Origin of the sequence: uncultured Campylobacter sp., from assembly GCF_937890585.1 — a bacterium.
Classification (GTDB): domain Bacteria; phylum Campylobacterota; class Campylobacteria; order Campylobacterales; family Campylobacteraceae; genus Campylobacter_A.
In genome coordinates, this window is the sequence record NZ_CALACG010000217.1 from 1 (window position 1) to 11,394 (window position 11,394).

Genomic DNA, 11,394 nt, shown 5'->3' on the forward strand with positions numbered 1-11,394 from the left:
ACTAGGTGAGTTTGTTCCAACAAGAACATTCAAAGGACATAAAGATGATGACAGATCATCAAAAACTAAATAGATAAAAATCCTAAAATAATCTTATAATAAGAAAAGGAGGACAAAATGGAGCAAAGTAGAGAAGTAAGAGCAATAGCTAAATACGTTAGAACATCTCCTAGAAAAGCTGGAAAAATCTGTGATTTAGTAAGAGGCAAGTCAGTAGATGAAGCTATGGCTATATTAAAATTCCTACCAAACAGTGGAGCAGATATAAAAGCTAAAGTAGTAAAATCTGCAGCTGCAAACGCAGAGAATAACTTTAATATGGAACCTAAAAAACTTTATATAACAAAAATTTGGGCAAATCAAGGTCCAACACTAAAAAGATTTATGCCAAGAGCTCAAGGTAGAGCAACAGCAATAAGAAAAAGAACAAGTCATATAGAAGTTATAGTAAAAGAACAAAATTAATGTTGGGAGGGAAATAAATGGGTCAAAAAGTAAGCCCACACGGACTAAGAGTCGGTATAAATAAAAACTGGGACTCAAGATGGTTCGCTAGCAAAGATAAAATAGCTCAATACATCAAAGAAGATGATAAAGTAAGAAAATTTTTGACTAATAAATTAGCTCAAGCTGATTTATCAAAAGTTGAAATAGAAAGAGTTGGAGATAAATTAACTCTTCACATATTCACTGCTAAACCAGGCATGGTTATAGGTAAAGGTGGACAAGGTATAGAAGAACTTAAACTAGACGTACAAAAACTTACTGGAAAGAATGTATTTGTAAATATAGAAGAAATAAAAAATCCTGATGCAGATGCAAATTTAGTAGCAGCTAAAATAGCAGCAGCACTTGAAAAGCGTATAGCATTTAGACGTGCTATGAAAAAAGTTATCCAAGGTGCTCAAAAATCAGGCGCTAAAGGTATCAAAATTTCAGTTGCTGGTCGTTTAGGTGGCGCTGAGATGGCAAGAACCGAGTGGTATCTAGAAGGTCGCGTTCCGCTTCATACTCTTAGAGCAAAGATAGATTACGGTGTAGCTGAGGCTCATACAACTTATGGAAACATAGGTATTAAAGTATGGATTTTTAAAGGTGAGGTTCTTCAAAAAGGTGTTCAACCTGAGAAAACTGAAGAAGAAGCACCTAAGAAAACACGTAGAGCAAGAAGAGGTAAATAATTATGTTGATGCCTAAAAGAACGAAATTTCGTAAGCAAATGAAAGGTCGCAACCGTGGTTATGCGACTCGCGGAGCATCTTTAGCAACTGGCGAATTTGCACTTAAAGCTGTTGAGGCTGGTAGAGTAAATTCACGCCAAATAGAAGCTGCTCGTCAAGCTCTAACTCGTCACGTAAAGAGACAGGCTAAAATTTGGATTAGGGTTTTCCCTGATAAGCCACTTACTAAAAAACCTCTACAAACTCGTATGGGTAAAGGTAAGGCAGGAGTTGAAGAGTGGGTTATGAACATTAAACCTGGTCGTATAATATTTGAAATGGCTGGTGTTGACGAAGAGTTAGCTCGTGAAGCTTTAACTTTGGCTCTACACAAACTTCCTTTCAAATCAAAATTTGTAACGCGAGAGAGTGAAAATGAAATATACTGAGTTAAAAGATAAGAGCGTTGCAGAATTAAACGCGTTGCTAAAAGAGAAAAAGGTGCTTTTATTTACATTGAGACAAAAGCTAAAAACTATGCAGTTAAGCAACCCTAATGAGATTAGTGCTGTTCGCAAAGAGATAGCTCAGATCAACACTGCAATTAGTGCAACAAGACAAGGGGCGTAAAATGGCATTAAAAAGAGAAATTCAAGGTGTTGTTTTACAAAAAGCTGGAGATAAAACAGCTACTATTTTGGTAGAAAGACGCGTTATGCACCCAAGATACCATAAATTTGTAAAACGCTTTAAGAAGTATTTAGTTCATGATGAGAAAAATGAGACAAGAGCAGGCGATACAGTTGTTGCAGTTGAGTGCAGACCACTTTCAGCTCGCAAGAATTTTCGCTTAAAAGCTGTATTGGCAAAGGGAGTTGAGTAATGATTCAAAGTTTTACAAGACTTGCAGTTGCTGATAACAGCGGTGCAAAAGAGTTAATGTGTATAAAAGTTCTTGGCGGCAGCAAAAGAAGATACGCTACACTTGGCGATATCATAGTTTGCTCTGTTAAAAAAGCTCTTCCAAATGGTAAGATCAAAAAAGGACAGGTTGTAAAAGCTGTTGTTGTAAGAACTAAAAGAGAGGTTCAAAGAGATAATGGTTCGCTAATCCGCTTCGACGAGAATGCAGCTGTTATACTTGATAGCAAAAAAGAGCCAGTCGGCACTCGTATTTTTGGACCAGTTGGACGTGAAGTTAGATATGCTAACTTTATGAAGATTGTTTCGCTAGCTCCGGAGGTTTTATAATGGCTAATGTAAAATTTAAAGTCAAAAAAGGCGATACTGTTAAGATCATCGCTGGTGACGATAAAGGCAAAACTGGTAAAATTTTAGCAGTTCTTGCAAAAAAAGGTCAGGTTATAGTTGAGGGATGCAAAATAGCTAAAAAAGCTATCAAACCAAGCGAAAAAACTCCAAATGGTGGTCACGTAAATAAAGAGATGCCAATTGACATATCAAACGTCGCGAAAGTTGAAGGATAAGAGATATGAGTAGATTAAAAGATAAATTTAACGAAACTATCAAGCCAGCTCTCGTAAAAGAATTTAACATCAAAAATCCAATGCTTATCCCTGCGCTCGAGAAGATCGTGATCAGTGTAGGTGCTGGAGACTCTGCGAAAGATCAGAAAGTGCTTCAAAATATGGCTGATACCATTTCACTTATCGCTGGACAAAAAGCGGTTATCACTGATGCTAAAAAATCAGTTGCTGGCTTTAAAGTTCGCGAGGGTTTTCCTGTTGGTATAAAAGTAACTTTGAGAAAAGAGCAAATGTATGCTTTCTTAGATAAGCTAATCAGTGTTGCTCTTCCAAGAGTTAAAGACTTCCGTGGTCTTCCAAAAAATGGCTTTGATGGACGTGGAAACTATAACTTCGGTCTTAGCGAGCAGCTAATGTTTCCAGAGGTTGAGTATGATAAAATTTTACGAACTCATGGTATGAATATTACGATTGCTACTACGGCTAAAAATGATAAAGAGGCATTCAAATTGCTAGAGCTATTTGGTGTGCCGTTTGCAAAAGGAAAGTAAAATGGCAAAGAAATCAATGATAGCAAAAGCTGCACGCAAGCCAAAATTTGCGGTTCGCGGCTATACTAGATGCCAAATTTGCGGTCGTCCGCACTCTGTTTATAAAGATTTTGGAATTTGCCGTGTTTGCCTAAGAAAAATGGCTAACGAAGGCCTAATACCTGGTCTTAAAAAAGCAAGTTGGTAAGGAAGAGAAATGTTGAACGATTTAATATCAGATGGATTAACACGCATTAGAAATGCAAGTATGAGAAGACTTGAGACTGCTAAATTGCTTCATTCTAAGGTTGTTGAGGCTACTCTTTCTATCCTTGCGGCAAAAGGCTATATCGAGAGCTACAACGTTATCGAAGAAGGTAACAAGAAATTTATAAATGTAGTTTTAAAGTATGATGAGTACGGCAGAAGCGTTATAAACGAGCTTAAAAGGGTTTCAAAACCTGGTCGCCGTGTTTATCAAGGCAAAGACGACATTAAGCGCTTTAAAAATGGTTACGGAACAGTTATCGTTAGCACAAGCAAAGGCGTTATGAGCGGTATTGAAGCAAGTAAAGCTGGCGTTGGCGGCGAGGTTCTTTGTACTGTTTGGTAATAGTAAAGCAACGTTTCGGCGTTGTTTTAAATTTAGAAATTTAACTTTAGCTAGGTGAAATTTTATATTTCGCCAAAGCTAAATTTTGAAATTCAAATGAAGGTTTCGTCAAATTTGACGATCAAATTTACGGCATTGTGGTGTTTATTCGTAAATGTAGGAACACCCTAGACAAGTAAAGGAAAAAAATGTCACGTATTGGAAAACAGCCTATCGCTATCCCAAGTGGTGTAGACGTTAGCGTTGAAAATAATGTCCTAAAATTTAAAAAGGGCAATCACTTAAAAGAGCTTGACACAAAAGGTCACGTTGATGTCAAGATAGAAAATGGTCATATAGTTTTTGCTCCAAAGGGCGAAGATCGCCAAAGCAGAGCTTACTGGGGAACATATAGAGCACTTGCTAACAACATCGTAACTGGTATCACTCATGGCTTTACTCGCCAGCTTGAGATCAACGGCGTTGGTTACAAAGCAGCTGCAAAAGGTAAAATTTTAGAGCTATCTCTTGGTTTTTCACACCTTATCAACTATGAGCTACCAGCAGGCGTTGAAGCTAGCGTTGATAAAAACGTTATTACTATCAAAGGTGACGACAAACAAGTAGTAGGTCAAGTGGCTGCACAAGTTAGAGGATTTAGACCACCTGAGCCATACAAAGGCAAGGGCGTTAAATATCTAGAAGAACGTATCATCCGCAAAGCGGGCAAGACATCTAAGAAGTAAGGAGCGGTAAATGACAGCAAAAGTACTAAAAAGAAAAATCGCTCTTAGAATTAAGAGAAAAAGAAGAATCAGAGGTAAAATTTCTGGTGTTGCAACTTGCCCAAGAGTTTCTATTTTCAAATCAAATAGAACTATCTACGTTCAAGCGATTGACGACGTTACAGCTACTACACTAGCTGCGGTTGATGGTAGAAAACTAGGCATAAAAGCAAACAAAGAAGGTGCGGTCACTTTAGCTAAAGAATTTGCTAAGGCTTTAAAAGCTAAGAAGATAGATGTTGCAGTTTTTGATAGAAATGGTTATCTATACCATGGCGTTATCGCAGCATTTGCTGAAGCTTTAAGAGAAAATGGCATCAAGCTATAACCCAAAGGAAAATCGATGGAAAAATATAATAGAGAAGAATTTGAAGAAGTAATCGTCGATATCGGTCGGGTTACAAAGGTTGTTAAAGGTGGTCGTAGATTTAGATTTACAGCTTTAGTTGTTGTTGGTAATAGAAATGGCCTAGTTGGCTTTGGATATGGCAAAGCCAAAGAGGTGCCAGATGCGATGAGAAAAGCGATTGACGACGCATTTAAAAATATTATCCACGTTAAGATCAAGGGCACAACTATCCCTCACGATGTAGAGGTAAAATACAACGCAAGTAGAATGCTACTTCGCCCAGCTAGCGAGGGTACTGGTGTTATCGCTGGCGGTAGTGCACGTCCTATTATCGAGCTTGCAGGTATTAAGGATATCCTTACTAAATCACTTGGCTCAAACAATTCAGCAAACGTCGTTCGTGCTACTATAAAAGCACTTAGTTTGCTAAAAAGCTAAGAGAAAGGAGTTAAGATGGCATTAGAAAAATTAACACCTGCTGCAGGTTCAACTCATGCAACTAAAAGAATAGGTCGTGGTCAAGGCAGTGGCAATGGCAAAACTGCTGGCAAAGGTAATAAAGGTCAAAGAGCAAGAAAAGGCTACAATGAAAAAAGAGGTTTTGAGGGCGGACAACAACCACTTCAAAGACGTCTTCCAAAGGTAGGCTTTGCTTCTAAATTTGAAAAACCTTATGTTATCAATGTTGAAAAGATCGCAGCTATAAAAGAGCTTGCGGAAATTTCAATCGCAACAATAGCTAGCGTTCATAAAATTTCAAAGAGCGTTACTAAGATAAAACTAATCGGTGCAAGCGCAAAAGCTCTTGCTTCAAAGATCAAAGACGAGAACGTTAGCGTTAGCGGAACAAAATAATGGATAAAACACTGACCAACAAGATTTTAATCACGTTGGCATTTTTGTTCGCATACAGGATACTGGCTTATGTGCCAGTTCCTGGTGTTAATGTCGACGTAATTAAAGAATTTTTCAATTCAAACAATAGCAACGCCTTGGGTCTATTTAATATGTTTAGTGGTAAAGCCGCTGAGCGTTTAAGTATCATATCTCTAGGCATTATGCCTTACATCACAGCTTCGATCATCATGGAGCTTCTAGCAGCGACATTTCCAAAGTTAGGTCAGATGAAAAAAGAGCGCGACGGTATGCAAAAATATATGCAAATCATACGTTATGCGACCATCGTTATCACTCTTGTACAATCAATCGGCGTTTCTATCGGACTTCAAAGCTTAAGCGGTCGTGGTGGCGAGCAGGCTATCATGATAGATATGAATTTATTTATCGCGATCTCTGCTGTATCTATGCTAACTGGCACTATGCTACTTATGTGGATAGGTGAGCAGATCACACAGCGCGGTATAGGCAATGGTATAAGTCTTATCATCTTTGCGGGCATCGTCTCTGGCATACCTAGTGCGATCGGCGGAACTGTAAATTTGGTAAATACTTCTGAGATGAATTTCCTAACAGTCATCGCTATTTTGGTGATCATTTTAGCGACCATTGGTGCTATTATCTTTGTCGAGATGGGCGAAAGACGTATTCCTATTTCTTACTCAAGAAAAGTGATAATGGAAAATCAAAACAAACGTATAATGAACTATATACCGATTAAAGTAAATTTAAGTGGTGTTATCCCACCGATATTTGCTAGTGCGATTTTGATGTTTCCAAGTACTATTTTACAAGCTAGTACAAATCCAGTAATCCAAGCCATCAACGACTTTTTAAGTCCAAATGGCTATATGTTTAACGTTTTAACATTTTTATTTATTATCTTCTTTGCGTTTTTCTACGCATCTATCGTATTTAACACAAAAGATATAAGTGAAAATTTGAAAAAACAAGGCGGGTTTATCCCTGGTGTTAGACCAGGTGAGAGTACGGCTAGCTATCTAAATGAAGTAGCTGGCAGGCTAACTTTAGGTGGAGCTTTATACTTAGGTATCATTTCAACACTACCTTGGGTACTTGTAAAGACTATGGGCGTACCATTTTATTTTGGTGGCACATCAGTTCTTATAGTGGTTTCGGTAGCACTTGATACGATGAGACGTATAGAAGCTCAGTCTTATACAAACAAATACCAAACTCTAAGTGCAGTAGGTCTATAAAATGGCTATCACGCTAAAAAGACCAGCTGAGATAGAGAAAATGAGAGCGGCGAATAAGATCGTCGCTCGAACACTTGATCACATTTCTACGATCATAAAACCTGGAATTTCACTTCTTGAGATAGATAAAATTTGTGAAGATATGATAAGAGCCGCTGGAGCAAAACCTGCTTTTAAAGGGCTTTATGGCTTTCCAAATGCAGCTTGCATAAGCGTCAATGAAGTGGTGATCCACGGAATTCCAAATGAATACAAGCTAAAAGAGGGTGATATCGTTAGTGTAGATATTGGTTCAAATTTAGATGGTTATTTTGGTGATTCAGCTAGGACATTTGGAGTTGGTAAAATTTCAAAAGAAGACGAAGCTTTGATCGCTTGCTCAAAAGATGCGCTTTATTTTGCGATTGATTTCATAAGAGCTGGTATGCACTTTAAAGAAATTTGCTACGAGCTTGAGAAATTTATACTAGGCAGAGGCTATGTACCTTTGCGCGGATATTGCGGTCACGGTATAGGCAAAAGGCCACATGAAGAGCCAGAAATCCCAAACTATCTTGAAGGAAATAATTCAAAAGCTGGACCAAAGATAAAAGAGGGAATGGTTTTTTGTATAGAGCCGATGATCTGCCAAAAAGATGGCACGCCAGTTTTAGGAAGCGATAACTGGAAAGTAACCTCAAAAGATGGTTTGAGAACTAGCCATTATGAGCATTGCATGGCGATAGTTAATGGCAAAGCCGAAATTTTAAGCCAAGCGTAAAATTTATAGCAAATTTAAAGAAAGGAGAGTTTGTGGCAAAAGACGATGTCATTGAGATTGATGGAAATGTTGTTGAAGCACTGCCAAATGCAACTTTTAAAGTTGAGCTTGACAACAAACATATCATTTTATGTCATATCGCCGGTAAGATGAGAATGCATTATATAAAGATAATGCCTGGCGACCGCGTAAAAGTAGAACTTACGCCATATAGCCTAGACAAGGGTAGGATCACTTATAGATATAAGTAAATTTGATTTTGTGGCAAATATGCTAAGTAAATTTAAAGCTGGTTTTGGGTAAAATCCAAGCTTTGCGAAAAGCTGTATGAAGAATTATTTTCAAAGTTCCCCACTTATTTTGAAAATAGTTGGTTTAAATTCTTTCTTTAGACCTGATGCAGCCCCTAAAAAAGTGGAATAAATTTTTAGGAGACTAAAATGAAAGTTCGTCCTTCTGTAAAGAAGATGTGTGACAAATGTAAAATTGTCAAACGTAGTGGCATAATTCGTGTTATCTGCGAAAATCCAAAACATAAACAAAGACAAGGATAAGGCATGGCACGTATTGCAGGTGTAGATTTACCAAACAAAAAGAGAATAGAGTATGGTTTGACTTATATCTATGGTATAGGTCTTTACAAATCTCGTCAAATCCTTGACGCAGCTGGAATTTCTTACGACAAGAGAGTTTACGAGCTTAGCGAAGACGAAGCAGCAGCTATCCGTAAAGAAATTCAAGAGCACCACGTCGTTGAGGGTGACTTGAGAAAACAAGTTGCTATGGATATCAAAGCTCTTATGGATCTTGGAAGTTATAGAGGTCTTCGCCACAGAAAAGGTCTTCCTGTTCGTGGTCAAAAGACTAAAACTAATGCTAGAACCAGAAAAGGCAGACGTAAAACTGTCGGCGCGGCTACTAAGTAAGGCAAGGGTTAAAGGATAATAAATGGCGAAAAGAAAAATTGTTAAGAAAAAAGTAGTTAGAAAAAGTATAGCCAAAGGTATCGTTTATATCAGTGCAACATTTAACAATACTATGGTAACTGTAACTGATGAAATGGGAAATGCTATTGCATGGAGTAGTGCAGGCGGCTTAGGCTTTAAAGGTAGTAAAAAATCAACTCCTTACGCAGCTCAACAAGCAGTTGAAGACGCTTTAACAAAAGCAAAAGAGCACGGCATTAAAGAAGTTGGCATTAAGGTTCAAGGTCCAGGTAGCGGACGTGAAACGGCTGTTAAGAGTGTAGGTGGTGTAGAGGGTATAAAAGTAACTTTTTTCAAAGATATCACACCTTTACCACACAATGGTTGCAGACCGCCAAAACGCCGCCGCGTATAATTAGAGAAAATTAGGAGAAATTATTATGGCTAGATATACAGGACCTGTTGAAAAATTAGAAAGACGTCTTGGTGTGTCTCTTGCGTTAAAAGGCGAAAGAAGACTTGCTGGTAAAAGTGCTTTAGAAAAAAGACCTTATGCACCAGGACAACACGGACAAAGAAGAGCAAAAATAAGCGAATATGGCTTACAACTTCGCGAGAAGCAAAAAGCTAAATTTATGTATGGCGTTTCAGAGAAACAATTTAGAAGATTGTTCCAAGAAGCAGCACGCCGCGAGGGCAACACTGGTGCTCTTTTGGTTCAACTACTAGAGCAGAGATTAGACAATGTTGTTTACAGAATGGGCTTTGCAACGACTCGTCGCTTTGCTCGCCAGCTAGTAACTCATGGACATATTTTAGTAAATGGCAAGAGAGTGGATATCCCATCTTACAGAGTGGAACCAGGCTCTAAAGTAGAAGTTGCTGAGAAATCTAAAAACAATCCACAAATCGTTCGCGCGATCGATCTTACAGCTCAAACTGGCATCGTTGCTTGGGTAGATGTGGAAAAAGAGAAAAAATTTGGAATTTTCACTAGAAATCCAGAAAGAGAAGAGGTTATCATTCCTGTTGAGGAAAGATTTATAGTAGAGCTTTATTCGAAATAATAGAGGGTATAAAGATGAGAAAGATTACTACATCAGCTTATATGCCAACTGAAATAGAAGTTAAAAGTGTTAGCGAAAATGTTGCTAACATTACAGCATATCCTTTTGAAGCAGGTTATGCTGTTACTTTGGCTCACCCACTACGCCGTCTTCTTTACACAAGTACAGTAGGCTTTGCTCCTATTGGTGTAAAGATAAAAGGCGTTAGCCACGAATTTGATAGTATGCGCGGCATGCTTGAAGACGTAGCGTTTTTTATTATAAATTTGAAAAAGATCAGATTTAAGTTAAAAAGCGGCAGTGAGCGTGAAGTTATAGAGTATAGCTTTAAAGGACCAAAAGAGATAACTGGCGCTGACCTAAATAACGACCTAGTTGAGATCGTTAATCCAGATGCATATCTTGCGACTATCAACGAAGATGCTGAGTTAAATTTCTCAGTCATCATCCAAAAAGGTATCGGATATGTTCCTAGTGAAGAGATCAGAGAAGAGATCGAAGACGACTTTATCGCACTAGATGCTTTCTTTACACCTGTTAAAAAAGCAGTTTATGAGATACAAAACGTCTTGGTTGAAGATGACCCAGACTACGAGAAAATCGTATTTACGATAACAACAGATGGTCAAGTTGGTCCAGTAGAAGCTTTTAAAAATTGTTTAGAAGCTATGTATCAGCAAATGTCAGTATTTAAAGGAATTTTGGATATTGATGTTAGCGCTCCAGTTGCTAGCTCAAGCGCAAGCAGCGAGTTCTCAAAGCTACTTTCTAGTGTAGAAGATCTAAATTTAAGCGCTAGAAGCTTTAACTGCCTTGATAAGGCTGAGATTAGATTTATCGGTGAGCTTGCGTTGATGGACGAAAACGAGCTTAAAGAGCTTAAAAATTTAGGTAAAAAATCTCTTGAAGAGATAAAAGCGGTTATGGAAGAGATAGGCTATCCAGTTGGTGTTGATGTGCTAAAAGATAGCAAAGAGCAACTCAGAAAGAAAATAACCGAGCTAAAATCACAAATGAGTGCAAAAGAATAAAAGGACAATAGATGAGACATAAACACGGATATCGCAAACTTGGTAGAACGTCATCTCATAGATCTGCATTGCTTAAGAATTTAGCGATAGCTATCATCAAAAGCGAAAAGATAGAGACAACTTTACCAAAAGCAAAAGAGCTTAGAAGCTATGTTGAAAAGCTTATCACAAGAGCTAGAAAAGGCGACTCTAACGCTCACAGAGCAGTTTTTGCTTCTTTGCAAGACAAAGAGACTACAAACAAGCTAGTTACTGAAGTAGCTCCAAAATTTAAAGAGCGCAACGGTGGCTATACAAGGATCATCAAAACTCGCGTTCGCAGAGGCGACGCAGCAGAGATGGCTTATATAGAGCTAGTAGCTGAATAATCCCCAGAGAGCCTATCTGGCTCTCTTTTCTTTCTAAATTTATCTTTTTACGTTTTATAAATTTTCATTTTTAAAAGCTTTTTAAAATTACCCATCCTGTTTCCTAGCAAATTTTCATGCAAAATTTGGTTTTTGGTGTTCTGGGGGAGTGATGGGCTGGAGTTAGTGCAAATTTATATATTTCTTTAAACGCAAATAGGCTAGATACTTATAGTATTAAAT

23 protein-coding genes are annotated in these 11,394 nt (G+C 38.0%); all 23 read left to right on the forward strand.

Going from position 1 to position 11,394, the window contains the following annotated elements; genetic code table 11:
- Nucleotides 1-117: 117 nt before the first annotated feature.
- The 23 genes from rplV to rplQ all read left to right on the forward strand — a co-directional run bounded on the left by rplV (nucleotide 118) and on the right by rplQ (nucleotide 11,172).
- Nucleotides 118-465, forward strand: coding sequence for a 50S ribosomal protein L22 (rplV, locus tag Q0296_RS06320; RefSeq protein WP_298038178.1), 348 nt, complete (start codon nucleotides 118-120; stop codon nucleotides 463-465).
- A gap of 17 nt (nucleotides 466-482) precedes the next feature.
- A complete protein-coding gene (rpsC, locus tag Q0296_RS06325) occupies nucleotides 483-1,181 on the forward strand; it encodes a 30S ribosomal protein S3 (protein ID WP_298038181.1) in 699 nt (232 codons plus the stop codon).
- 2 nt (nucleotides 1,182-1,183) lie between these two features.
- On the forward strand, nucleotides 1,184-1,609 hold the full coding sequence (gene rplP, locus Q0296_RS06330; protein WP_002941572.1) for a 50S ribosomal protein L16: 426 nt from the start codon (nucleotides 1,184-1,186) through the stop codon (nucleotides 1,607-1,609).
- Nucleotides 1,596-1,790, forward strand: a complete 195-nt coding sequence (gene rpmC / locus Q0296_RS06335; RefSeq protein WP_002941625.1) for a 50S ribosomal protein L29 — start codon at nucleotides 1,596-1,598, stop codon at nucleotides 1,788-1,790. Before rplP ends, rpmC begins: the two co-directional genes overlap by 14 nt.
- Before the next feature lies 1 nt (nucleotide 1,791).
- Nucleotides 1,792-2,043 (forward strand): 30S ribosomal protein S17, encoded by a 252-nt coding sequence (gene rpsQ, locus Q0296_RS06340; RefSeq protein ID WP_002941511.1) that lies wholly within the window; start codon nucleotides 1,792-1,794, stop codon nucleotides 2,041-2,043.
- Nucleotides 2,043-2,411 carry a 50S ribosomal protein L14 gene (gene rplN / locus Q0296_RS06345; RefSeq protein ID WP_002941516.1) on the forward strand — a complete coding sequence of 123 codons (369 nt, stop codon included), beginning with the start codon at nucleotides 2,043-2,045 and terminating at the stop codon, nucleotides 2,409-2,411. Before rpsQ ends, rplN begins: the two co-directional genes overlap by 1 nt.
- On the forward strand, nucleotides 2,411-2,647 hold the full coding sequence (gene rplX / locus Q0296_RS06350) for a 50S ribosomal protein L24 (protein ID WP_002941666.1): 237 nt from the start codon (nucleotides 2,411-2,413) through the stop codon (nucleotides 2,645-2,647). Before rplN ends, rplX begins: the two co-directional genes overlap by 1 nt.
- 5 nt (nucleotides 2,648-2,652) lie before the next feature.
- Nucleotides 2,653-3,198, forward strand: coding sequence for a 50S ribosomal protein L5 (gene rplE, locus Q0296_RS06355; RefSeq protein ID WP_298038190.1), 546 nt, complete (start codon nucleotides 2,653-2,655; stop codon nucleotides 3,196-3,198).
- A gap of 1 nt (nucleotide 3,199) precedes the next feature.
- The gene (locus Q0296_RS06360; protein ID WP_002941532.1) at nucleotides 3,200-3,385 is read left to right on the forward strand and encodes a type Z 30S ribosomal protein S14; all 186 of its coding nucleotides are present in this window, start codon (nucleotides 3,200-3,202) and stop codon (nucleotides 3,383-3,385) included.
- A 9-nt stretch (nucleotides 3,386-3,394) separates the two neighbouring features.
- Nucleotides 3,395-3,790 (forward strand): 30S ribosomal protein S8, encoded by a 396-nt coding sequence (gene rpsH / locus Q0296_RS06365; protein ID WP_035169968.1) that lies wholly within the window; start codon nucleotides 3,395-3,397, stop codon nucleotides 3,788-3,790.
- A gap of 188 nt (nucleotides 3,791-3,978) precedes the next feature.
- On the forward strand, nucleotides 3,979-4,515 hold the full coding sequence (gene rplF / locus Q0296_RS06370) for a 50S ribosomal protein L6 (RefSeq protein WP_002941606.1): 537 nt from the start codon (nucleotides 3,979-3,981) through the stop codon (nucleotides 4,513-4,515).
- Nucleotides 4,516-4,525: 10 nt separating this feature from the next.
- Entirely contained in the window at nucleotides 4,526-4,882 is a 357-nt protein-coding gene (gene rplR, locus Q0296_RS06375) for a 50S ribosomal protein L18 (RefSeq protein WP_103593890.1), read from the forward strand.
- A 15-nt stretch (nucleotides 4,883-4,897) separates the two neighbouring features.
- A complete protein-coding gene (gene rpsE / locus Q0296_RS06380) occupies nucleotides 4,898-5,341 on the forward strand; it encodes a 30S ribosomal protein S5 (protein ID WP_002941646.1) in 444 nt (147 codons plus the stop codon).
- Nucleotides 5,342-5,356: 15 nt separating this feature from the next.
- The gene (rplO, locus tag Q0296_RS06385; RefSeq protein ID WP_002941506.1) at nucleotides 5,357-5,758 is read left to right on the forward strand and encodes a 50S ribosomal protein L15; all 402 of its coding nucleotides are present in this window, start codon (nucleotides 5,357-5,359) and stop codon (nucleotides 5,756-5,758) included.
- A complete protein-coding gene (gene secY / locus Q0296_RS06390) occupies nucleotides 5,758-7,020 on the forward strand; it encodes a preprotein translocase subunit SecY (RefSeq protein ID WP_009295263.1) in 1,263 nt (420 codons plus the stop codon). Before rplO ends, secY begins: the two co-directional genes overlap by 1 nt.
- 1 nt (nucleotide 7,021) lies before the next feature.
- Nucleotides 7,022-7,780 (forward strand): type I methionyl aminopeptidase, encoded by a 759-nt coding sequence (map, locus tag Q0296_RS06395; RefSeq protein WP_298038206.1) that lies wholly within the window; start codon nucleotides 7,022-7,024, stop codon nucleotides 7,778-7,780.
- Nucleotides 7,781-7,812: 32 nt separating this feature from the next.
- A complete protein-coding gene (infA, locus tag Q0296_RS06400) occupies nucleotides 7,813-8,031 on the forward strand; it encodes a translation initiation factor IF-1 (protein WP_002848031.1) in 219 nt (72 codons plus the stop codon).
- Nucleotides 8,032-8,220: 189 nt separating this feature from the next.
- On the forward strand, nucleotides 8,221-8,334 hold the full coding sequence (rpmJ, locus tag Q0296_RS06405; RefSeq protein ID WP_002941545.1) for a 50S ribosomal protein L36: 114 nt from the start codon (nucleotides 8,221-8,223) through the stop codon (nucleotides 8,332-8,334).
- A gap of 3 nt (nucleotides 8,335-8,337) precedes the next feature.
- Nucleotides 8,338-8,706, forward strand: a complete 369-nt coding sequence (gene rpsM, locus Q0296_RS06410; protein WP_012140556.1) for a 30S ribosomal protein S13 — start codon at nucleotides 8,338-8,340, stop codon at nucleotides 8,704-8,706.
- A 22-nt stretch (nucleotides 8,707-8,728) separates the two neighbouring features.
- The gene (rpsK, locus tag Q0296_RS06415; RefSeq protein WP_021092633.1) at nucleotides 8,729-9,121 is read left to right on the forward strand and encodes a 30S ribosomal protein S11; all 393 of its coding nucleotides are present in this window, start codon (nucleotides 8,729-8,731) and stop codon (nucleotides 9,119-9,121) included.
- A 25-nt stretch (nucleotides 9,122-9,146) separates the two neighbouring features.
- The gene (rpsD, locus tag Q0296_RS06420) at nucleotides 9,147-9,773 is read left to right on the forward strand and encodes a 30S ribosomal protein S4 (RefSeq protein WP_002941501.1); all 627 of its coding nucleotides are present in this window, start codon (nucleotides 9,147-9,149) and stop codon (nucleotides 9,771-9,773) included.
- A gap of 14 nt (nucleotides 9,774-9,787) precedes the next feature.
- Complete coding sequence (locus tag Q0296_RS06425) at nucleotides 9,788-10,804, forward strand: DNA-directed RNA polymerase subunit alpha (RefSeq protein WP_298038211.1); 1,017 nt, start codon at nucleotides 9,788-9,790, stop codon at nucleotides 10,802-10,804.
- Nucleotides 10,805-10,815: 11 nt separating this feature from the next.
- On the forward strand, nucleotides 10,816-11,172 hold the full coding sequence (gene rplQ, locus Q0296_RS06430) for a 50S ribosomal protein L17 (protein WP_002941584.1): 357 nt from the start codon (nucleotides 10,816-10,818) through the stop codon (nucleotides 11,170-11,172).
- Nucleotides 11,173-11,394 lie beyond the last annotated feature (222 nt).

Bases quoted from the DNA above. Each gene is read 5' to 3' on its own strand.
- rpsC (WP_298038181.1), top strand. From the start codon at position 483: ATGGGTCAAAAAGTAAGCCCACACGGACTAAGAGTCGGTATAAATAAA.
- rplE (WP_298038190.1), top strand. From the start codon at position 2,653: ATGAGTAGATTAAAAGATAAATTTAACGAAACTATCAAGCCAGCTCTC.
- rplN (WP_002941516.1), top strand. From the start codon at position 2,043: ATGATTCAAAGTTTTACAAGACTTGCAGTTGCTGATAACAGCGGTGCA.
- rpmJ (WP_002941545.1), top strand. From the start codon at position 8,221: ATGAAAGTTCGTCCTTCTGTAAAGAAGATGTGTGACAAATGTAAAATT.
- rpsK (WP_021092633.1), top strand. From the start codon at position 8,729: ATGGCGAAAAGAAAAATTGTTAAGAAAAAAGTAGTTAGAAAAAGTATA.
- Q0296_RS06360 (WP_002941532.1), top strand. From the start codon at position 3,200: ATGGCAAAGAAATCAATGATAGCAAAAGCTGCACGCAAGCCAAAATTT.
- rplV (WP_298038178.1), top strand. From the start codon at position 118: ATGGAGCAAAGTAGAGAAGTAAGAGCAATAGCTAAATACGTTAGAACA.
- rplR (WP_103593890.1), top strand. From the start codon at position 4,526: ATGACAGCAAAAGTACTAAAAAGAAAAATCGCTCTTAGAATTAAGAGA.
- rpsQ (WP_002941511.1), top strand. From the start codon at position 1,792: ATGGCATTAAAAAGAGAAATTCAAGGTGTTGTTTTACAAAAAGCTGGA.
- rpmC (WP_002941625.1), top strand. From the start codon at position 1,596: ATGAAATATACTGAGTTAAAAGATAAGAGCGTTGCAGAATTAAACGCG.
- map (WP_298038206.1), top strand. From the start codon at position 7,022: ATGGCTATCACGCTAAAAAGACCAGCTGAGATAGAGAAAATGAGAGCG.
- rpsM (WP_012140556.1), top strand. From the start codon at position 8,338: ATGGCACGTATTGCAGGTGTAGATTTACCAAACAAAAAGAGAATAGAG.
- rpsD (WP_002941501.1), top strand. From the start codon at position 9,147: ATGGCTAGATATACAGGACCTGTTGAAAAATTAGAAAGACGTCTTGGT.
- rpsE (WP_002941646.1), top strand. From the start codon at position 4,898: ATGGAAAAATATAATAGAGAAGAATTTGAAGAAGTAATCGTCGATATC.
- secY (WP_009295263.1), top strand. From the start codon at position 5,758: ATGGATAAAACACTGACCAACAAGATTTTAATCACGTTGGCATTTTTG.
- Q0296_RS06425 (WP_298038211.1), top strand. From the start codon at position 9,788: ATGAGAAAGATTACTACATCAGCTTATATGCCAACTGAAATAGAAGTT.
- rplQ (WP_002941584.1), top strand. From the start codon at position 10,816: ATGAGACATAAACACGGATATCGCAAACTTGGTAGAACGTCATCTCAT.
- rplX (WP_002941666.1), top strand. From the start codon at position 2,411: ATGGCTAATGTAAAATTTAAAGTCAAAAAAGGCGATACTGTTAAGATC.
- rplF (WP_002941606.1), top strand. From the start codon at position 3,979: ATGTCACGTATTGGAAAACAGCCTATCGCTATCCCAAGTGGTGTAGAC.
- rplO (WP_002941506.1), top strand. From the start codon at position 5,357: ATGGCATTAGAAAAATTAACACCTGCTGCAGGTTCAACTCATGCAACT.
- rplP (WP_002941572.1), top strand. From the start codon at position 1,184: ATGTTGATGCCTAAAAGAACGAAATTTCGTAAGCAAATGAAAGGTCGC.
- rpsH (WP_035169968.1), top strand. From the start codon at position 3,395: ATGTTGAACGATTTAATATCAGATGGATTAACACGCATTAGAAATGCA.